Genomic DNA, 18,652 nt, shown 5'->3' on the forward strand with positions numbered 1-18,652 from the left:
TCTTTTAAGGGGGACTTTCTAGTTTAGTCTAATTTTTTTGAAAGAGTTTCAATTGTTTCATATAGTCGATAGCTTTTGTTTTATTACTCTGTTTAGAAACATAGTGTGCCTCGTTTAAATTTCTATAAAAACTATTAAATATTTCTTCAGAAAGTATGCCGTCAGAGATAGCTTTTTTTACTGCACAGTGTGGTTCATTTGTATGCGAACAATTAGAAAATTTACATTTCCGAGATATACCCGCAATATCTTCATATCCAAAATCAAAGTTACCTTTATGTTCTATCAAGTCAAATCCCATTTTAATATTCTATATTTTTATAAATCGATATCTCTATATTAGGGAGAAGTTTGTATATGCTCTTACCAATTAAAGATTCTAATTCTTTCTTAATTGCATAGAATCCCTTCCAATGTAAAGAAGTGTGAGAGGTTGTGCCATGACGTAAACCAACTGAAACCAATCTTTTTTCAAGAGTAGTAAAGCCTTCCGCATCAGCAAGTGCGTCACAAAGGGTAATCACCTTATTGTATAAGTCGTAGTCACTGTTTTCATTCAATATTTCAATTAATCGGCTTTCCATATAATCAGGAACAATGCTCCACTCTGCCGCGATATCTAAATGCTCATTTTTGCAAGGAAATGAATGCGTCACACATATAATGGCGTTTCCTGTATACCCTAAATCATTCATATACATATAACCATCATAGGAATGAATAACAGATTTAGTAAAACCTTTATATCTTCCTATGTCATGCAGGAGGGCAGCGTTGTATGCTATATCAGCATCTAGGTCGTACCCATTATTAATAAGTTCAACAACTACTATCTTTTCAGTTGCAAGGGCAACATTACGTGAATGATCGAACCACGGACCTGGGTTTTGTTCATATGCCCACCGGAGTAATTCTCTTGCATATGTCCTATCTAATATATATTTCATATAGGTATCCTTTCTTTAAAAAATCATATATTTAATAATTTCATCTTAGAATTTCATTATTCCTTCTTTAAAAGTTGTTACAATGAAACAAAAGGGGGAAAAGGAATGCGAAGTATAGTAATAGAAGAAATTAAACGACTTGATGAAGACATTGAAGAGCTTTCTGAACTGTTGAAAACTGTAGTAAATGATGGGGCGTCAATTGGTTTTTTACCTCCACTGGAACAAAAAGAAGCAACAAATTATTGGCAAACTGTATTAGCACCAGAAGTGATATTGTATGTTGCTAAAATAAACAATGAAGTGGCAGGGAGTATTCAATTACATTTAGTTACAAAGCCTAATGGGATACATAGAGCTGAAATTTGCAAGTTAATGACTCATCCGAATTATAGACGAAATGGTATTGGGCGTTTACTTATGCAAAAAGCAGAAGAACGGGCAAAGCGAGAAAACAGATCTCTTTTAGTGTTAGATACTAGAGAAGGAGATCCCTCGAATAGATTGTACAAGTCGTTAGACTATCAAGAATCCGGTAAAATACCAGGGTATGCAATTTCTCCGAATGGTGAGTTAGATGCAACAGTAATTTATTATAAAATGATTTAGTTTTTTATTTGAAAAGGGAGATAATTTCAAACGACATATTTGTTATTATGTCCGTGTGTTGATTTACAAAAAGATTAATAATTCGAAATAAAGTTTGATAAAATCCTGTATAATAGTTTTTTTCTTTTGACCCTTTAACTTCATCTGGAATGTTTAATTTAAAGGGCTAGTCTGTAGAGAATTTTAACAGTTTTTTAGATTTTGATTTTGAAGTCTTTTGGTGAATATTAAATGTTAATCTAAAAGATGGAGGTTGCTGTGATGTTGAAACTGTTTCAATATAACTGGCAAGTTCGTGATGGGTGGTTTACATTGTGCGAAGACATGCCGGATGAAGAACTATTAAAGAAACGGGTCGGCGGGTTCGGCAGTATCCTACATACTTTATTTCATATTGTAGATGTGGAATATATGTGGATCTTAGGTTTGCGAGGTGAGCCAGTTCCTGAGGAGCCATTGTTTGAAGAGTATGCCAGCTTGCAAAAAGTAAAAAATCTCTCAGCTCAATATCACGAGAAAGTGAAGCCATTTGTGACATCTTGGACAAATGAAATGGATTCTCGGAAACTTTCAGAAACTGATTTCAATGAAGAACCGATTAGCTCTAGAGACGCCCCAATCAGGCGCCGAGTCATTGAATGTACACACGGAGAGATAATACGTCATGTCATTGTCCATGAAATCCACCATATCGGCCAGTTATCTATATGGGCACGTGAAATAGGAAAGGAGCCTGTTTCCGCAAATCTGAGAGGAAGAGGGCTATTTGATAACTAGACTACCTTTGCCAATTTCGTAATTTATTTATAAACGAATGGTTTAATTGAGTATATTTAAAGTGTGTTTAGATCAATCTTTTTCAAAACACAATTTTTCTTTGTATTATTTTATCTAGGTTTATAGAGTTAATGTAATCAAACTTTTTTCGAAGCTACACTGTGATATATAATTGTAAGTAATTATTAACTACTTTAACGCCGTTTGTATTTTCAGACGGTGTTATAAGTATTTAACAGTAAAACGACAAAATAAATAATAGATTTGATAACTGGTAATTAAAATGCGTGAAGAATTGATATTTTTGTAGCTAAAAGAATTTGAGAAAGTTTTTAGAGGGTTCTTTTAGTAATGCCCTTCCACTTATAATGGTTGTAGAGAAGATGACTAGGCAACTATAGTTATTTTCGTTTCATTTTTGGGAAGGGGATGAAAGAATGAAAAAGACAAGTTTACAAAAGATGAAAAAGATTATGTTAAGTGGTGGGATATTACTTACGGGATTATTAACATTTGGATTTTCAGAAAAGGCTTCAGCTCATGGGTATGTAGAATCACCAGCGAGCCGATCTTTTTTATGTAAGCAAGGGGTAAATGTAAATTGCGGTCCAGTTCAATATGAACCACAAAGTGTAGAAGGAATAGGCGGCTTTCCGCAATTAGGACCTTCTGATGGACAAATTGCAGGTGCTGGTCATTTTCCTGCTTTAGACGCTCAATCAGTGGATAGGTGGAAGAAAGTTACGTTAAACGGCGGGACGAATACATTCAAGTGGAAACTAACCGCTCCTCATAGTACGAAAGAATGGAAATACTACATTACAAAGAAGGATTGGAATCCAAATATGCCTTTAACAAGGTCTAGTTTAGATTTAGTGCCGTTCTATGTAAAAAATGATGGCGGAGTTAGACCGGGGACAACAGTAACGCATGAAGCAAATGTACCAACTGACCGTAGTGGCTATCATCTTATTTTAGCTGTTTGGGAGATTGCGGACACTGGAAATGCGTTTTATCAAGTTATTGATGTGAACCTTGTGAATAATGTTTTAAATTCCAATTTTGCGTTTAACAATGTAGTGCAAGTTCCTACACTATTTTAAATTAAATATACATTTTGATCATCTAATTCATTTTAGATGATCTTTTTTATGAAAAATATAGAAGAAAGTACAATTATTTATAAAAAAATGTGTCTAAAATATTGTCATATTTGCTTCTTTAAGATATCCTTTTCATGAAGAGGTGGAAAACATGGAAAAAGTACTAGTTTTCGGGCATAAAAACCCAGATACAGATGCAATTTGTTCTGCGATTGCTTATGCAGAATTGAAAAAAGAATTAGGAATGAATGCTGAGCCTGTACGTTTAGGCGAAATCAGCGGTGAAACTCAATTTGCGTTAGACTCTTTTAAAGTAGAAGGACCGCGTTTTGTTGAGACAGTAGCAAACGAAGTGGACAACGTTATTTTAGTTGACCATAACGAGCGTCAACAAAGTGCTAACGATATCGAATCTGTTCGTGTGTTAGAAGTTATTGACCATCACCGTATTGCTAACTTTGAAACAAGCGATCCTATATACTACCGTTGTGAGCCAGTTGGATGTACAGCTACAATCTTAAATAAAATGTACAAAGAAAATGGCGTTACAATTCGTAAAGAAGTTGCTGGTTTAATGTTATCTGCAATCATTTCAGATTCTTTACTATTCAAATCTCCAACTTGCACAGAACAAGACATAGCAGCAGCTCGTGAATTAGCGGAAATCGCTGGTGTAGATGCAGATAGCTACGGCTTAGAAATGTTAAAAGCTGGTGCTGACTTAAGCGGAAAAACAATGGAGCAATTAATCTCTCTTGACGCTAAAGAATTCCAAATGGGTAACGCGAAAGTTGAAATCGCACAAGTAAACGCTGTTGATACAAACGACGTTCTTGTACACCAAGCAGAACTTGAAAAAGTTATCACTACAGTAGTAGAAGAAAAAGGTTTGGACCTATTCTTATTCGTTGTAACTGATATCTTAACTAACGATTCTGTTGGTCTTGCGATTGGTAAAGCAACAAACGTTGTTGAGAAAGCTTACAACGTAACATTACAAAACAACACAGCCACTTTAAAAGGTGTTGTATCTCGTAAAAAACAAATCGTTCCTGTACTAACAGAAACATTCCAAGCTTAATATTATTGAGTATGGATAAAAGAAAGGACAAGTAGTCATATTGGCTACTTGTCCTTTTTATCATTTATTCATAAGATCGTTTCTTATTTATATAAAATGTGATAATAGCAGCGATAATGAAAATAGGTATTGCGTACGCTTGCCCAACAAAGAATTTCCAACCTATAGTATTATAGCCGTCAGATGCTTGGAATGATAATCGCGATGATACAAACAATAATATAAGCTAATAATGCTTGGGAGTATATTTTTCATAGTTGTTCACCTCCTTTTCATACTACATTTATATATTGTACTATTAAATAGCAATTGGGAGATTAAGTGTACTTGATTTTACGAAATTTTTACAAATTCACTAAAGGATGACGTGTTTGCATGCTGTATGAAAGTGACTTTAGTACGGTGTGTTTATGTAATAAATATGCTTAATAGACTGTTCTGAAATAAATTAAACCAAATATAGGAGATAATGTAATTTTATCTTTCGAGATAAGTATATAGTATTCTGTAAAAAAATGTACTGGAAAATTGATATTCCATAAGAAATATAGAAGCGAGGTAAGAAATAACGATGAAAAGGTTATGCATAATTCCATGCGGAAAGAAGAAAATTTGGGATAAGTACTCAGATTACGGAGAGGCAGAGGCAAAAGATGTATATATTAGTCCATTCGGAAAAGCATGTCAGGCGTATGCAACTGAGTTTTTCGAGAACTGGGTTATATTATCAGCAAAGCATGGATTTTTAAAATCAAATGATATTGTACAGGAAAACTATGATCTTGCATTTGATTCAAAGAGTAATGAAATTATTAGTATAGAACAATTAAAACAACAGATGATTGATAAAGGCTTACTTCAGTTTGATGAAATAGTTTTACTTGCAGGGAAGAAGCATAAGAAAGTAGTGACAAAATTATATCCAGAAGAAGTCATTACATATCCGTTAGAAGGGTGTCAAGGAATTGGGTATATGTTGCAGAGGTTGAAGGGGGCTGTGGAAGCACAGCAGGAAATATAGGCATGAATTAGTACTTGATTCAAATTATATCATATTAATACATTTAAAATAGACTATTAAACAAGCCTTTTTACGCTTTTAAACATAGAATATGATGAATTCAAATATGTATTAGGGGAGTCATATTCATGTGTAATAATTGTGGTTGTAGACGCAGAGATTGTAATAGATTTTGGGATGATTTAATGTTTGGAAGATGTAGACGCAGAGATTGTGATGATTGTGGTTGTAGACGTAAACGTGACTGTGATTGTGATGATTGCCGTCGCAATCGTAAACGTGACGACGATGATAATAAATGTCGTAAGTGGTAATATTTTAAAAAGAGTACTTTAAAGTAAAGTACTCTTTTTTTGTATGAACCTTTTAAATTCCATTTTGAACAGATTTCTTTTCAATTTCCCATGAATCTTGCTTTTTAATTTTTAGAGCTACATTCGTACCATTAGATTCTGTATAAAAGATATACCCGTGGTTGGAATTAACGTAGGTTGAAGGTTCACCTGTGCAATCTTTAGAACAAGATGTATTGATAAGTTCAATTAAGGATAGTTCGCTAGGATCAGTTTTACTAGCATCTATAAGTGTATCAAGGTTCGTTTTGCGAAAGCCTTGTAAGTTTACATGGAAATTCTTTTCTATTTCTCCAGTAACGCTAGTATTCATTACTTCAACTGAATTTTTCTTTTCTAGAAGAAAACCATTTCCATAAAGGAATTTTGTATATCCAAGCCAGGCGATTAAAAATAGTATAAAAAACATACCAGCAGTTTTAAGTTTTCGAAGCCGTTTACTTACGATTGTTTCTGAATATTTCATTCAGCCTAATCCTCCAATGTTTTTATTTTAAAGTATGCGTGGGTATATATATTTAGAAGGAGATGAAAGTTAGAGAGTTACTGATTCAAAAAAAGAAAGCATCTGAAGTTAGGTGCTTTCTTTTTGAATACTGTCCGCTATCTGTTAGTTACTTGTTTCATAAGAGGTCTTATTTCTTTAACAGGTGGTTTTTTATCATAGGCATCAACGTAAGAAAAGTAATAATTTAAGTTTCTAAGAAGTCCTTTTCCTATTTTTGTGCTTAAGAAGGGGAATACTTGTCCAGTATAATCATCGAGAGATTTACAATAGTATTTTTCATCTAAGTATATGCTGTATTTACATGTTAGTTCTACTAATGAGTTACCTTCATCATCAAATACTTCTTTAGAATCAATAATGTCTATTAATGCGAATTTTTCATTCAGATAAACTTTCTTCTTTTTCTCGTGCTTATTTGTGAGGATAAATACGAGACCAATTGCGTTAATCAAACTATTTCCTCCTATAAAAAACGGATATTAATAAAATATATCGATATACGTTAAATGTAAAGAGGAGTAGTGAAATATCATTGATAGAAAACTAAATAAGCCGATTTGTTTTTTCAAATCGGCTTATTTTTATTGAAATACTTGCGGAAATTGTTTTACGATTGCGTCTGTTATCATGTCGGCCATTTCTAATGCTTCTTTTTCAATTTTATCGTATAGTTTTACACTGGCATCATAATCCTTATTTAGGAAGGCGAGTGCTTCCGCTTTCGTTAACGCTAAATGCTCATAAAACATTTTTCTAAATGCTTCTTTTTCTATATATGGGTTGATACTGGTTAGAAACTCAACAATTTCATCTCCATTAGCGTACCACTTCTTTTCTATAGCGGCCGATGCGTTTTGATCACCAGCTTTTGCGGCTTTAACAAGATCAGCAGCGATTGTTAAGTGGTCTTTAATTAATGCACTATATTTTTTTACTGCATCTTCACCGTAGAATGGTTCAAGTGATAGCCCCATGTGTGTTGCATTTTGTAGAAGACGTCCAACGGTAACGTTTACGTCGGGCAAGTTAAAGACGATGCCTATTATAGCTAATCGAGTCCAAGCGACGTGTTGTTCCCATAAAGAACGCATATATCCTTTTAAAAAGTTTTCGTTTTTACTAACTCGGTAATTTCGTACAAATGAATCGACGTTTCCATTAGTGATATGATAAGGGGAGTAATACGATTGCCAATAAGTATACATAAATAGTTACACTCCTTTGAACATGTATACCTCACAATATGATAAACGTTATTTTTAAGTTACGTGTCCAAGAGTTTTTTGAGAGTTGGAAAAGAAGAAAGTTGAAGGTTGAAGGGGAATGAAAAACATGATTATGATATATATGAATCAAAAGAATTTTAAAATAATAGAGGTCCTGCAAGGGAAATTACAGGACCTCAAAAGGGTATTGCCGAGATGTCGGACTCGACTACGTAATATTAACATAAAATTCTTTCGAAAAAACCTGGTAAATGTGTCCAAATGAGAAGGGTACTTTTTAATAAAGTTAAAGGGATCTGCTTCCCGCGGCAGATCCCTTTAACTAGATAATGTTGATGAGCAAAAACTCATCTGGAGTACTTTCATAGTAACAAATGAAATTCACTTTGTGTATTGAGAAAAAATGAATTACTTGTATGAATGTAGCAGATTTATATTTTGCTTTTTGGAATTATAATCATTTGTGGAGAGCGGAATAGGGTTCTAAAATGGAGAAAAGACTTTTCAGCCAGGCTACGATACATTGCAATATGTAAGGATAAAAAAAGACCTGCTAATTTAAGCAGGTCAACATAAGGGGTTTATCTAACAGATTATTATATATGGTAACAACTGTATTGTAGTAAGTCTATAAGTTATATGTTGAGAAAATTTGTTTGAATGATATATATTTGGCACATGTATTAACGTTTAAAAAGTTGAGAAAGGAAATTCATAAGCTTGCTATAAGAAAATAAGGGCTGATACTTATAAAATGATTCATATTTCCACGCATCATTATTAGAGAATTGGAGTTGTTTATTTGATGCTTTAGGTTTGTTGGAATTATTGTAACGACTCTTCATAATTTAACCTCCTCAAATTCATATGTATACGATTAGTAGTATTCTAGGAAGGTAAATTAAATGAATATTTATTTTGAAATTCTTTCTTCTTGTGTACTAGATTTGTTTTTTTTATGTTGGAAAACGTAGGAAGCAAATAGAACTCAAATACTTATAAAATTCAAAGTGGCGAGAATCAGTTTGATGATATAATGGGAATAGATGAAAGATAAAGAAAAGCAGGTGACTCTTTTTTGTTTACAAAAGCACAAGAACTTTTAGCGTCTTATTTCGGTTATTCGTCATTCCGAAGAGGACAAGATGAAACAATTAAAAATGTATTAGATGGGAAAGATACAGTCTGTATTATGCCTACGGGTGGTGGTAAGTCAATTTGTTATCAAATTCCCGCATTAGTATTCGAAGGAACGACATTAGTTATTTCACCTTTGATTTCACTTATGAAAGACCAAGTAGATACATTAGTACAAAACGGTATTTCAGCGACTTATATTAATAGTTCTATTTCTATTACAGAAGCAAATCAACGAATTCAATTAGCGAAACAAGGCCATTATAAGTTACTTTATGTGGCGCCTGAGCGTCTTGATTCAATGGAATTTGTTGATCAACTTATCGATATGAAAATCCCGATGATTGCAATTGATGAGGCGCACTGTATTTCGCAGTGGGGACATGATTTCCGTCCTAGTTATTTACATATACATCGCATATTAGATTATCTTCCAGAAAAGCCGCTCGTATTAGCGTTAACTGCTACGGCAACACCACAAGTTCGCGAAGATATTTGCAACACGCTTGGAATTAATCAAGAAAACACGATTATGACAACGTTTGAGCGCGAGAACTTATCATTCTCTGTCATTAAAGGACAGGATCGTAATGCTTATTTAGCGGATTATATTCGTCAAAATCAGAAGGAATCTGGGATTATATATGCAGCTACAAGAAAAGTTGTGGATCAGTTATATGAAGATTTAGGGAAAGCAGGAGTTTCTGTATCGAAATATCATGCTGGTATGAGCGACCACGATCGAAATGAACAGCAAGAACTCTTTTTACGAGATGAAATAAGTGTTATGGTGGCAACATCTGCATTTGGAATGGGTATAGATAAATCGAATATACGTTACGTTATCCATTATCAACTTCCAAAAAATATGGAAAGTTACTATCAAGAAGCAGGACGTGCTGGTCGTGATGGATTAGATAGTGAATGTATTTTGTTATATTCTTCTCAAGATGTGCAAGTACAACGCTTTTTAATCGATCAATCAACTGGAGAATCACGTTTTTCAAATGAGCTTGAAAAACTCCAAAATATGACCGATTACTGTCATACAGAACAATGTTTACAATCATTTATTTTGCAATACTTCGGAGAAGAGCCGAAGGAAGATTGTGGTCGCTGCGGTAATTGTACGGATGACCGTGAAAGTATCGATGTGACGAGAGAATCCCAAATGGTACTATCTTGTATGATTAGGACGAACCAACGATTCGGAAAGCAAATGATTGCACAAGTATTAACTGGATCTAAAAATAAGAAAGTCATTGAATTTAATTTTCATACTTTGCCAACGTATGGTCTTTTATCAAACCGTAGTGTGAAAGAAGTCAGTGAGTTTATTGAGTTTTTAATTTCAGATGAGTTAATTGCAGTTGAACATGGTACGTATCCAACATTAAAAGTAACGGAAAAAGGAAAAGAAGTATTACTTGGTAAAGAGAATGTTTTACGCAAAGAACGAGTAGAAACGAGACAAATTGTTCAAGACCATCCTTTATTTGAAGTGCTTCGTGAAGTGCGTAAAGAAATTGCACAAGGAGAAGGTGTACCGCCGTTCGTTATTTTCTCTGACCAAACGTTAAAAGATATGTGTGCGAAAATGCCACAAAGTGACTCCGAACTCCTAACTGTAAAAGGAATCGGAGAACACAAACTTGTGAAGTATGGCTCTCAATTCTTACAAGCAGTGCAGCACTTTATTGAGGATAACCCAAACTATGCTGAAACAATTAAGACGGAAGTTGTTTCAGAACGTAAAAAGTCAGGGAAAGCTTCAGCAAATTCTCATTTAGAAACATATGAAATGTATAAACAAGGTATTGATCTAAATGAGGTTGCAAAGGAACGTGGGTTATCAAGACAAACAATTGAAAATCATTTAATCCGTTGCTTTGAAGATGGTATGGAAGTAGACTGGAATAGCTTTGTTCCAGCAGAGTATGAAGCTCTAATTGAAACTGCCGTGCAAAATGCAGAGGGTGGTCTGAAATCGATTAAGGACCAACTTCCAAATGAAGTGAGTTACTTTATGATTCGTGCTTATTTACAAATTAGAAAGTAGAGACATATAAAGGGGATAGGGATTTATGCATCACGTTTTCGTGTATGGCACGTTAAGAAAAGAGCAAACGAATGCTCATTTTATGCAAGGTGCAATATGCATCGCAGACGAAGCATGGACGTATGGTAAATTATTTGATACATACGAAGGGTACCCTGCGATGATTTGTTCAAATGAGGACAAAGTATACGGAGAAGTTTATGAAGTAAATGATGATGTTCTGCAAAAGTTAGATGAACTTGAAGAATACACAGGTAATACAGAGAGTGATTTATATGACCGAATCACCGAAACGATTTATTTAGGTGATAGAGAAATACGTGCATTTGTGTATATTGCTCAAGATAAAGAGATGCTAAAGAAAGTTATCATTTCTGGTGATTGGGTGGAGTATCAACAAGGAAAATAGAAGCAGCTATAGAGCAGATAGTGGAATCGACCATTATCTGCTTTTTATATTGGTAATTTCAAAATTCTTATTATTTTGATAAATCATAAATATAGAGAAATAAAAATGGTTTTTTTCATGGGTGTCAGAAATTTAGTTTCTCACCTGTAGCAGAAAAATCTAGTGCAGGAGGAGAATAATAATGAACGAATTAAATGTGAAGGGATTTTACCAAAAACAATTCGAACTGTCGAATTACGATATCAATACAGAAAGCTGGTTAGAGCAGGTTGCTAAAGAAGTTCAAGAACAAGTTGGTCATCCATTTCAAACGATGTTAGAATTAGGAGCAGGAAATGGTAGATTTGCAAGGGCGATGTCTAGGTTACAAGTGAAAATGACTACGGTTGAACTTGTACCAGAGTTAGTTATGTTTGCAAAAGAACATTCTACTAATTATATAGATATTCATTGCGCTGATTTTTATAAAATTAACTTTGAAGAAAAGTTTGATGTTGTTAGTTATTTAGACGGATTTGGTGTAGGAACAGATGATGAGCAATTGATTCTATTAAAACGGATTAAAAATTGGATGAAGGATGATGGATGTGCACTTATTGATATTTATCAACCATTGTATTGGAAAAAAGTAAGTGGACAAGAAATGTCCTTAAGTGCAGCTATACGAAAATACGAATATGATAGTATAAATGAAAGAATGTTAGATCATTGGTGGGACCCTAATTATCCAAATGATGTAGTAACACAGTCTTTACGATGTTATACGGTAGATGAGATTAGCAATCTATGTGCTGAAGCTGGTTTAAGTATTATGGGATTCTTCCCTGGGGGAGCATATGATTTTGAAAAACGAAAATATAAAGAATTGGCAACATTAAATGAATGTTTGGCATATCGAATTAAAGTAAGGAAGAGTAGGGATTAATCTCTACTCTTTTTTAATTTAGAAAATTCTTACTAAAACTATTGACTTTATGAATGGATTTTTAATAAAATTATATTTCGACTGAAAAAATTGGAACGGACAGGAGGGAATCATCAAATGAACAACATTTTTGACGAAGAGTTACAAAAAATGAAAGATACTTTAAGTACGATGGATGATCAATTAGAACAGCTTGAAAAAATCCCGGTTTATTATGGAGAAGATTTTAAAGAGCAAATTCTTGAAAGTATGAGGGAGTCTAATAGACAAAGCTTACGTATTGGTGTACATGAGCCGTATTTTGGAAGATTAGACTTTCAGGAGGATGGCAAGGAAGACGTAATGCCGATTTACATCGGTAAAGTAGGTGTTTCGGATAAAGATACGATGAAACCAATTGTAATTGATTGGCGTGCACCTGTCGCAAGTATGTTTTATTCATTTACCGGTGGTGAAGAATTAGCATTTTATCATTCACCAGACGGATTAGTAGAAGGCGATGTTTATTTAAAACGAAACATTTCGATTCGAAAGAGAGAACTAGAACGTGTTGTTGATACATATGTGAAAGGAAATGAAGATGTCTCACATGCTGATGATTTTCTTCTATATCGATTAGGTGAGAATAAAGATAACAAATTGAAAGATATCGTTTCGACTATACAATCGGAGCAAAATGATATTATTCGCGCGGAAAGAAACTTACCGTTATTAATTCAAGGGGTTGCAGGGAGTGGAAAAACAACGATCGCTTTACATCGCCTTGCTTTTTTAATTTATGAATATCGTGAACAACTTGAAGCGGAGAGAATGATCGTATTCGCTCCAAACAGTTTGTTTTTAGACTATATTTCAAGTGTACTTCCTGAGTTAGGTGTAGGAAATATTAGTCAAACAACGTTTCCAGATTGGGCATTACGTACGTTAGATGGTTCGGTGAAACTGAAGCAGACAGAAGAAAAATTGAAAGAAGCTTTCTCAATTAATCGCGATGAAAAAAAGGTTATGCTAGGTAAATTGAAAGGCACGCTGGAATTTAAGTCGTTTATTGAAGAAAGAATGATTCAATTTGAAAAAGATTTAGTGCCAACAAAAGATTTTGAGGCATGGGATAAAGCTGTTATTCCAGTGGAAGACGTTAAAAAATGGATGCAGGTTGAATATAAACACTATCCATTAAAGAAAAGAAGAGAACGTTTAGTCGGCCGTATGAAGCGCTGGATTGAAATTGAGCTTAAAAAGTTTGGAGAAACAAACGAGAAAAAATTACTAAAAAAAGAAGCGACAAAGAGATTGAACACATATATGAATTTTTGGCCGAAAATGAGCCCGCTTTCAATATATAATTCAATGATAAAGAGTAAAGAAATACTCGAAGTATTACCTGAAGAACTTGTTCAAGAAACAGAAAAGAATTGTCGTAAAAAAGAAGTGTATGTAGAAGACTTACCAGCTTTAATTTACATACAACATCGCATAACAGGAATTGAAATTGGACAAAAGTTCCATCACGTCGTTATTGATGAAGCGCAAGATTTCTCGCCATTCCAAGTATATGTATTAAAAGAAATTACACTAGGTAATTCTTTCACTATATTAGGTGATTTATCTCAAGCGATTTATGATTATCAAGGAATTGAAGACTGGGGTGCTTTTAAGGAAGTATTCCAAGAAACAGGTTATTATGAATTGACGAGAAGTTATCGTTCTACAAAAGAAATTATTGAATTCGCGAATGAAATAATTAAAAATGCAGAGATTCCAGTGGGACTCGCAACTCCAGTTTTCCGTAGCGGTGAAGACGTGAAAGTAATTTCGGCAGAGGACCAATTTACTGAAGTTTTAAAGACATTACAGCATTTGCAAACTGAAGATGTGAAAACAATCGCGGTAATTGGAAGAACAGACGATGAATGCCGTGATATATATGAGAAGTTAACAAATGGAGGGTGGACTGTTAATGTCATTGAAGCAGATCAAAGCAAATATGAAGGTGGTATTTCGGTAGTACCTGTATATTTGGCGAAAGGATTAGAATTTGATGCCGTACTTCTAATCGACGTTGATGAGGAACATTACAAAAATACAAAACATGATGCGAAATTATTGTATGTCGGATGTACGAGATCGCTTCATGATTTATGGATTTTCCATAGTGGGGAAGCGTCACCTTTAATTAAGGAATTAAAATAAACGTAAAAAGAGGATTTTCTAGTAATAAACAGAAAAACCTCTTTTTTTCTATATAAAGATATAGGGGGAATGGATATGATTACAAAAGTAATAACAAAAAGGAATTGGGAAATCGCAAAAACAACTAGAGAGATTAATGAAGCCTCACTTAAAGAAGAGGGGTTCATTCATTGTTCATTATTAGACCAAGCTTTAATAGTTGCGGAAACATATTTCAGTCATGAAGAAGATGTTTTATTACTTACAATTGATCCATCCCTAGTAAAAGCAGAAATAAAATATGAACTTGCTTCTAACGGTCAAGAATACCCGCATGTATATGGAGTAATCAATTTTGAGGCAATTGTAGGTGTTGCTCCATTTTTTAAAGAAAAGGGAGATTTTTTATTACCAGAGGGACAAAGTTAAGAGTGTTATAGGTATTTAAGTTAGCTAGAAAAGCGCAAATTAGATAGTTTGTGCTTTTTATTGTATATATTTTTTGGAAAATTATTGTTTTTGTCACACTAATACTGTACGATACATAGTATAAAACACATACTGTATGACATATAGTAATGGAAATGAGGTGGGTGAATGGATACTTTATTAAATTCATTAATTACTGAGCTAAGGAGAGGGACATTGACATTAGCGGTTTTAAGTCAACTAAGAACGCCGCAATATGGATATTCGCTTGTCCAATTATTGGAGCAATCAGGAATCATGATAGATCAAAGTACTTTATATCCACTACTTCGCCGATTAGAAAAGCAGGAGCTAGTGACGAGTAGTTGGGATAAAACGGAGAGTAGACCTCGTAAGTATTATGTTTTAAGTGAATATGGATTAGAGATATTTTTACAATTGAAAAAGGAGTGGATAAAGGATTCAAAAGAGCTTTATAACCTATTAAAGGAGGAGGACGAGAATGAGTTTGATTGATATGTACGTCCATGAAGTTGCGAAGAGATTACCTGAAAAAAATCGTGAAGATATTACGCTTGAACTACGGTCGACAATAGAGGATATGTTACCTGATGAGTACAATGAGGAAGATGTAAAGAGTGTCCTTGAAAAATTGGGGAGCCCAGTTTCGTTGGCTAATGGGTATTTGGATAGACCGATGCATTTAATTGGACCACGTTATTTTGATGTATATACGACATTATTAAAAATGATCCTACCAATTGCAGCTGTTATCGCACTCATTTCAATGGTTGCAGAAAATTTTATAGGCTATACTGGTGATCAGGCAGTATTGAATGTTATTTTACAATTGATAGGTAAAGGCATTGGGGAAATTGTCGAAGTAGGCCTCCATGTATTTTTCTGGTTGACACTTGTATTTGCTATTTTAGAAAGAACAGATAAAGACAAAAGCACCCAACCGTTGACGACAAGTTTAAAAAAATGGACACCTGATGATTTGAAAAATATCTCGTATGTGCCAAAGAAAAAGTCAATTTCAAAGTTTGAAGTTTTTGGAGGTTTGATGTGGACGGCAGTGTGGGCTACACTTTACTTTTATGCGAATTATCTTGTTGGCGTATATAATGGTACGGCAAATGGATTGAAGTTTGTCGCACCAACTTTCAATCAAGATGTTTTACTTCAGTATTGGCCAATCGTTGTAATTATGATCGTTTTCGAAATAGGTATATCTCTTTATAAGTTAGTGCAAGGACAATGGACGCAAAAATTGGCAATTGGGAATGCAATCCTACAGTTAGCTGCAACAATAGTATTCATTGTAATCGTAGTAAATCCTCATTTATTTAACGAAGGATTCATTACGTATGTGGCAAATGTGTTTACAATTTCTCCAGAGGAATTTAAAACGTGGTTAATTGGTGGAGGGATAATTATCTTCATATTATCTGCGGTACTAAATGCAATTGATGGTTTTCGAAAATCTAGAATTCGGTTGTAAAAATAAGTTTGTATTATTAATAGGTAGATCAGTTGAAAGAAAGGTACAGAGAAAGATCATTATGAAAGGAAGAAAACAATGATAAGGGAAGCAATGAAAAAAGATGTAACATTTATTTTAGATATTTATAATGATGCAATCCTTAATTCAACAGCTGTATATGCGTACAAACCTGTAACCCTTGAAAATAGAATAGGTTGGTATGAACAAAAAAAGGCTGATGGCTATCCAATTTTAGTCTACGAGCTAGATAATAAAGTAGTAGGATTTGCGACATTTGGCCCCTTTAGGGCATGGCCTGCCTATAAATATTCAGTTGAACATTCTGTGTATGTTGATAAAGAATATAGAAAAAATGGAGTTGGGTCCTCTTTACTGGAAGAATTAATTACAATTGCAAAAGAAAGAGAATATATGACCTTAATTGCTGGAATTGATGCGGAAAATGAAAAAAGCATTGCAATGCATAAAAACTTCGGATTTGTTTATTCGGGAACAATAAAAAAGGCTGGTTATAAGTTCAATGGATGGCTAGATTTAGCTTTTTATCAATTGGAGCTTAATGGTCCTAAAAATCCTACTGAAGAATAGCTGTATCTATTACTGTAAAAATAATTTTAAAAAGAAATTGTATATACTTCAAAAGATAGTATGAAGAAATCTCATGCTATCTTTTTCTTATTGTATTCATGATTATCATTTAACAAAAAAGGATTCTTATATTCTATATCGAATTTTGAGAAGATGATAAAACGATATAAGAAGAGGGATGAATATGTAGGCTGTCATTAGAAAAATAAAAGAAATACAAATTGGTCAAGTTGGAATACTTGTTTATTCAACAAAGAATGGAAATATAGTTGCTACCCATAACAATGAGCTATACGTTCCTTTAGCATCAGCAGCAAAAGTGGCAATTGGATTTACAGTAGCAAAGATGGTAAAGGATAAACTAATTAGTTGGAGTGATACACTTCATCACATTAAGTATAGTCCAAATGAGGATAGTGCGCAGTTATATCCTCACTTACAAGACAGAGCTACATTAACACTTAGTAAAGCGGTTGAAGTAATGATAGCATGTCACGACAGCTGTATAGCTCAGTCAATTGTTATGCACTGCGGAGGATGGGAAACTGTCAGAGAAAATGTTTTAACGTACTTTTCAAAGATTCATATACAGGAAAACCCTAGAGATGAGCAAAATGTCGGAGAGTTAAATCAAGTTCTTTCACTTTTAGTACATATTTTTCAAGGATATAAATCAGAACCAGAATTATGGGAACCCATTATTAATGGAATGGTAAGGCAACAAGGTGATTATGAAGGGATACCGTATTATCATTTAGCTCATATGACAGGTGGTTTATCCACCGCTATAATAAATATTGGTATAATAGGAATGTTTCATAAATTTCCGTTTCTTTATGTAATTGGGGGAAGAGATTTACCTAATCGATCTGATAATAAACAAGTTGATGAAATCGTTATAGAAGCTTTGAGGTACGTATACAAAGAATACAGTAAAAGTATATTAGGGGTGAGCGATTGAAGCGAAACTTAAAGACTTCAACAATCATTATTTTAATCCTTACAATTATTGCTCTTGAAGTTGGAATTGCGCTATACGATCACACTTTGTCATTAGATACTATTTACTTTGCAGCGATTCTTATTTGTATTGTTTTGCTTTTTGGCACACGTGTTTCTGAGGAGAAAGAAAGTACATCGAAACAGAGACGAAGAAAAACAGCTCTTATATTTTGGCCATCTATTTTATTATTAATCGCTAGTTTTGCCGTTATAAGTTATGTGAGAACAGGTTATGTCTCTGTACCAGGGATAATTGGGTTTTCTTGCTTTGTTACATATGGCGGATTTGTATTCATTAGTATATTAAAGAGAAGAAGTAAAAATTAAATGTAGCTTACTAAGTTGAAAGGAGGAAATATATGAAAAGCATAGAGAATGGCACTCGCACTGAAGGAGAATACATTAAAAATAAAGTAATTCAATATAACATGTCTATTTTAACAGATGAAGTAAAGCAACCGATGGAACAAGTAAGCTTCGTAGTGAAAGATGAAGATGGAAAAATCTTTGGCGGTGTAACAGGAACGATGTATTTTTATCATCTTCATATAGATTTTTTATGGGTTGATGAATCTGTTCGTCATGATGGTTATGGTAGTCAATTGTTACATGAAATAGAAGAAATTGCGATGGAAAAAGGATGTAGACTCATTTTACTAGATTCATTTAGTTTCCAAGCACCAGATTTTTATAAAAAGCACGGATACCGAGAATATGGTGTTGTTGAAGATCATCCTAAAGGGCATAGCCAACACTTTTTAGAAAAGAGATTATAATAATATTATGTACACTAGTTTAG

At 33.8% G+C, this 18,652-nt stretch carries 22 protein-coding genes and 1 pseudogene; 17 read left to right on the top strand and 6 right to left on the bottom strand.

Going from position 1 to position 18,652, the window contains the following annotated elements:
- Positions 1–28 precede the first annotated feature (28 nt).
- Both JFU18_RS01405 and JFU18_RS01410 read right to left on the bottom strand, forming a co-directional pair.
- The gene (locus tag JFU18_RS01405) at positions 29–301 is read right to left on the bottom strand and encodes a P-loop NTPase family protein (RefSeq protein ID WP_033713265.1); all 273 of its coding nucleotides are present in this window, start codon (positions 299–301) and stop codon (positions 29–31) included.
- 1 nt (position 302) lies between these two features.
- Positions 303–947: an HD domain-containing protein gene (locus JFU18_RS01410; protein ID WP_201033918.1), complete on the bottom strand. Its 645-nt coding sequence runs from the start codon at positions 945–947 to the stop codon at positions 303–305.
- Positions 948–1,052: 105 nt separating this feature from the next.
- Here JFU18_RS01410 and JFU18_RS01415 point away from each other — a divergent pair, with 105 nt between their 5' ends.
- From JFU18_RS01415 to ppaC, 4 genes are all read left to right on the top strand, one after another.
- Positions 1,053–1,556, top strand: a complete 504-nt coding sequence (locus tag JFU18_RS01415; protein WP_201033917.1) for a GNAT family N-acetyltransferase — start codon at positions 1,053–1,055, stop codon at positions 1,554–1,556.
- 261 nt (positions 1,557–1,817) lie between these two features.
- Positions 1,818–2,333, top strand: coding sequence for a DinB family protein (locus JFU18_RS01420; protein ID WP_201031196.1), 516 nt, complete (start codon positions 1,818–1,820; stop codon positions 2,331–2,333).
- A 437-nt stretch (positions 2,334–2,770) separates the two neighbouring features.
- A complete protein-coding gene (locus tag JFU18_RS01425; RefSeq protein WP_201033916.1) occupies positions 2,771–3,436 on the top strand; it encodes a lytic polysaccharide monooxygenase in 666 nt (221 codons plus the stop codon).
- 151 nt (positions 3,437–3,587) lie between these two features.
- Positions 3,588–4,517: a manganese-dependent inorganic pyrophosphatase gene (ppaC, locus tag JFU18_RS01430; RefSeq protein WP_201031194.1), complete on the top strand. Its 930-nt coding sequence runs from the start codon at positions 3,588–3,590 to the stop codon at positions 4,515–4,517.
- A gap of 64 nt (positions 4,518–4,581) precedes the next feature.
- Here ppaC and JFU18_RS01435 read toward each other — a convergent pair.
- Positions 4,582–4,772: pseudogene (locus JFU18_RS01435) on the bottom strand (DUF4017 family protein).
- A gap of 316 nt (positions 4,773–5,088) precedes the next feature.
- On the opposite strand from JFU18_RS01435, the gene JFU18_RS01440 reads away from it, so the two are divergent.
- Together JFU18_RS01440 and JFU18_RS01445 are read left to right on the top strand one after the other, a co-directional pair.
- A complete protein-coding gene (locus JFU18_RS01440; RefSeq protein ID WP_085311555.1) occupies positions 5,089–5,538 on the top strand; it encodes a DUF6884 domain-containing protein in 450 nt (149 codons plus the stop codon).
- Positions 5,539–5,666: 128 nt separating this feature from the next.
- Entirely contained in the window at positions 5,667–5,852 is a 186-nt protein-coding gene (locus JFU18_RS01445) for a hypothetical protein (protein WP_137056870.1), read from the top strand.
- 52 nt (positions 5,853–5,904) lie between these two features.
- Here the strand turns inward: JFU18_RS01445 and JFU18_RS01450 are convergent, their stop codons facing one another.
- The 3 genes from JFU18_RS01450 to JFU18_RS01460 all read right to left on the bottom strand — a co-directional run bounded on the left by JFU18_RS01450 (position 5,905) and on the right by JFU18_RS01460 (position 7,604).
- The gene (locus JFU18_RS01450) at positions 5,905–6,357 is read right to left on the bottom strand and encodes a hypothetical protein (protein WP_201033914.1); all 453 of its coding nucleotides are present in this window, start codon (positions 6,355–6,357) and stop codon (positions 5,905–5,907) included.
- Positions 6,358–6,494: 137 nt separating this feature from the next.
- Positions 6,495–6,851, bottom strand: a complete 357-nt coding sequence (locus tag JFU18_RS01455) for a hypothetical protein (protein ID WP_002012999.1) — start codon at positions 6,849–6,851, stop codon at positions 6,495–6,497.
- A gap of 129 nt (positions 6,852–6,980) precedes the next feature.
- A complete protein-coding gene (locus tag JFU18_RS01460; RefSeq protein WP_201031192.1) occupies positions 6,981–7,604 on the bottom strand; it encodes an acetylglutamate kinase in 624 nt (207 codons plus the stop codon).
- Positions 7,605–8,703: 1,099 nt separating this feature from the next.
- Here JFU18_RS01460 and recQ point away from each other — a divergent pair.
- The 11 genes from recQ (at position 8,704) to JFU18_RS01515 (ending at position 18,629) form a co-directional block, all read left to right on the top strand.
- Positions 8,704–10,821: a DNA helicase RecQ gene (gene recQ / locus JFU18_RS01465; RefSeq protein WP_201033913.1), complete on the top strand. Its 2,118-nt coding sequence runs from the start codon at positions 8,704–8,706 to the stop codon at positions 10,819–10,821.
- A gap of 25 nt (positions 10,822–10,846) precedes the next feature.
- Positions 10,847–11,230 (top strand): gamma-glutamylcyclotransferase family protein, encoded by a 384-nt coding sequence (locus tag JFU18_RS01470; RefSeq protein ID WP_002127749.1) that lies wholly within the window; start codon positions 10,847–10,849, stop codon positions 11,228–11,230.
- A gap of 181 nt (positions 11,231–11,411) precedes the next feature.
- Positions 11,412–12,155, top strand: coding sequence for a class I SAM-dependent methyltransferase (locus tag JFU18_RS01475; protein WP_201031190.1), 744 nt, complete (start codon positions 11,412–11,414; stop codon positions 12,153–12,155).
- Between the two features lie 117 nt (positions 12,156–12,272).
- Positions 12,273–14,348: a HelD family protein gene (locus tag JFU18_RS01480; RefSeq protein WP_201031189.1), complete on the top strand. Its 2,076-nt coding sequence runs from the start codon at positions 12,273–12,275 to the stop codon at positions 14,346–14,348.
- A 75-nt stretch (positions 14,349–14,423) separates the two neighbouring features.
- On the top strand, positions 14,424–14,756 hold the full coding sequence (locus tag JFU18_RS01485) for a DUF952 domain-containing protein (RefSeq protein ID WP_201031188.1): 333 nt from the start codon (positions 14,424–14,426) through the stop codon (positions 14,754–14,756).
- Between the two features lie 168 nt (positions 14,757–14,924).
- Entirely contained in the window at positions 14,925–15,272 is a 348-nt protein-coding gene (locus tag JFU18_RS01490) for a PadR family transcriptional regulator (protein ID WP_002085093.1), read from the top strand.
- The gene (locus JFU18_RS01495) at positions 15,259–16,260 is read left to right on the top strand and encodes an HAAS signaling domain-containing protein (RefSeq protein ID WP_201031187.1); all 1,002 of its coding nucleotides are present in this window, start codon (positions 15,259–15,261) and stop codon (positions 16,258–16,260) included. The genes JFU18_RS01490 and JFU18_RS01495 overlap by 14 nt, the downstream gene beginning before the upstream one ends.
- Positions 16,261–16,338: 78 nt before the next feature.
- The gene (locus tag JFU18_RS01500) at positions 16,339–16,851 is read left to right on the top strand and encodes a GNAT family N-acetyltransferase (protein WP_201031186.1); all 513 of its coding nucleotides are present in this window, start codon (positions 16,339–16,341) and stop codon (positions 16,849–16,851) included.
- A 196-nt stretch (positions 16,852–17,047) separates the two neighbouring features.
- A complete protein-coding gene (locus JFU18_RS01505) occupies positions 17,048–17,812 on the top strand; it encodes a serine hydrolase (protein WP_307838360.1) in 765 nt (254 codons plus the stop codon).
- Positions 17,809–18,180, top strand: coding sequence for a hypothetical protein (locus tag JFU18_RS01510; protein WP_201031185.1), 372 nt, complete (start codon positions 17,809–17,811; stop codon positions 18,178–18,180). Before JFU18_RS01505 ends, JFU18_RS01510 begins: the two co-directional genes overlap by 4 nt.
- 32 nt (positions 18,181–18,212) lie before the next feature.
- Positions 18,213–18,629 carry a GNAT family N-acetyltransferase gene (locus tag JFU18_RS01515; protein WP_137059768.1) on the top strand — a complete coding sequence of 139 codons (417 nt, stop codon included), beginning with the start codon at positions 18,213–18,215 and terminating at the stop codon, positions 18,627–18,629.
- Positions 18,630–18,652: the final 23 nt, after the last annotated feature.

The sequence above is a fragment of the Bacillus sp. TH22 genome (genome assembly GCF_016651015.1).
Lineage (GTDB): Bacteria > Bacillota > Bacilli > Bacillales > Bacillaceae_G > Bacillus_A > Bacillus_A mycoides.

What these genes read in the sequence shown, in the direction of transcription:
- JFU18_RS01405 (WP_033713265.1), bottom strand. Translation starts at nt 301, where the DNA reads ATGGGATTTGACTTGATAGAACATAAAGGTAACTTTGATTTTGGATAT.
- JFU18_RS01410 (WP_201033918.1), bottom strand. Translation starts at nt 947, where the DNA reads ATGAAATATATATTAGATAGGACATATGCAAGAGAATTACTCCGGTGG.
- JFU18_RS01415 (WP_201033917.1), top strand. Translation starts at nt 1,053, where the DNA reads ATGCGAAGTATAGTAATAGAAGAAATTAAACGACTTGATGAAGACATT.
- JFU18_RS01420 (WP_201031196.1), top strand. Translation starts at nt 1,818, where the DNA reads ATGTTGAAACTGTTTCAATATAACTGGCAAGTTCGTGATGGGTGGTTT.
- JFU18_RS01425 (WP_201033916.1), top strand. Translation starts at nt 2,771, where the DNA reads ATGAAAAAGACAAGTTTACAAAAGATGAAAAAGATTATGTTAAGTGGT.
- ppaC (WP_201031194.1), top strand. Translation starts at nt 3,588, where the DNA reads ATGGAAAAAGTACTAGTTTTCGGGCATAAAAACCCAGATACAGATGCA.
- JFU18_RS01440 (WP_085311555.1), top strand. Translation starts at nt 5,089, where the DNA reads ATGAAAAGGTTATGCATAATTCCATGCGGAAAGAAGAAAATTTGGGAT.
- JFU18_RS01445 (WP_137056870.1), top strand. Translation starts at nt 5,667, where the DNA reads ATGTGTAATAATTGTGGTTGTAGACGCAGAGATTGTAATAGATTTTGG.
- JFU18_RS01450 (WP_201033914.1), bottom strand. Translation starts at nt 6,357, where the DNA reads ATGAAATATTCAGAAACAATCGTAAGTAAACGGCTTCGAAAACTTAAA.
- JFU18_RS01460 (WP_201031192.1), bottom strand. Translation starts at nt 7,604, where the DNA reads ATGTATACTTATTGGCAATCGTATTACTCCCCTTATCATATCACTAAT.
- JFU18_RS01470 (WP_002127749.1), top strand. Translation starts at nt 10,847, where the DNA reads ATGCATCACGTTTTCGTGTATGGCACGTTAAGAAAAGAGCAAACGAAT.
- JFU18_RS01475 (WP_201031190.1), top strand. Translation starts at nt 11,412, where the DNA reads ATGAACGAATTAAATGTGAAGGGATTTTACCAAAAACAATTCGAACTG.
- JFU18_RS01480 (WP_201031189.1), top strand. Translation starts at nt 12,273, where the DNA reads ATGAACAACATTTTTGACGAAGAGTTACAAAAAATGAAAGATACTTTA.
- JFU18_RS01485 (WP_201031188.1), top strand. Translation starts at nt 14,424, where the DNA reads ATGATTACAAAAGTAATAACAAAAAGGAATTGGGAAATCGCAAAAACA.
- JFU18_RS01490 (WP_002085093.1), top strand. Translation starts at nt 14,925, where the DNA reads ATGGATACTTTATTAAATTCATTAATTACTGAGCTAAGGAGAGGGACA.
- JFU18_RS01495 (WP_201031187.1), top strand. Translation starts at nt 15,259, where the DNA reads ATGAGTTTGATTGATATGTACGTCCATGAAGTTGCGAAGAGATTACCT.
- JFU18_RS01500 (WP_201031186.1), top strand. Translation starts at nt 16,339, where the DNA reads ATGATAAGGGAAGCAATGAAAAAAGATGTAACATTTATTTTAGATATT.
- JFU18_RS01515 (WP_137059768.1), top strand. Translation starts at nt 18,213, where the DNA reads ATGAAAAGCATAGAGAATGGCACTCGCACTGAAGGAGAATACATTAAA.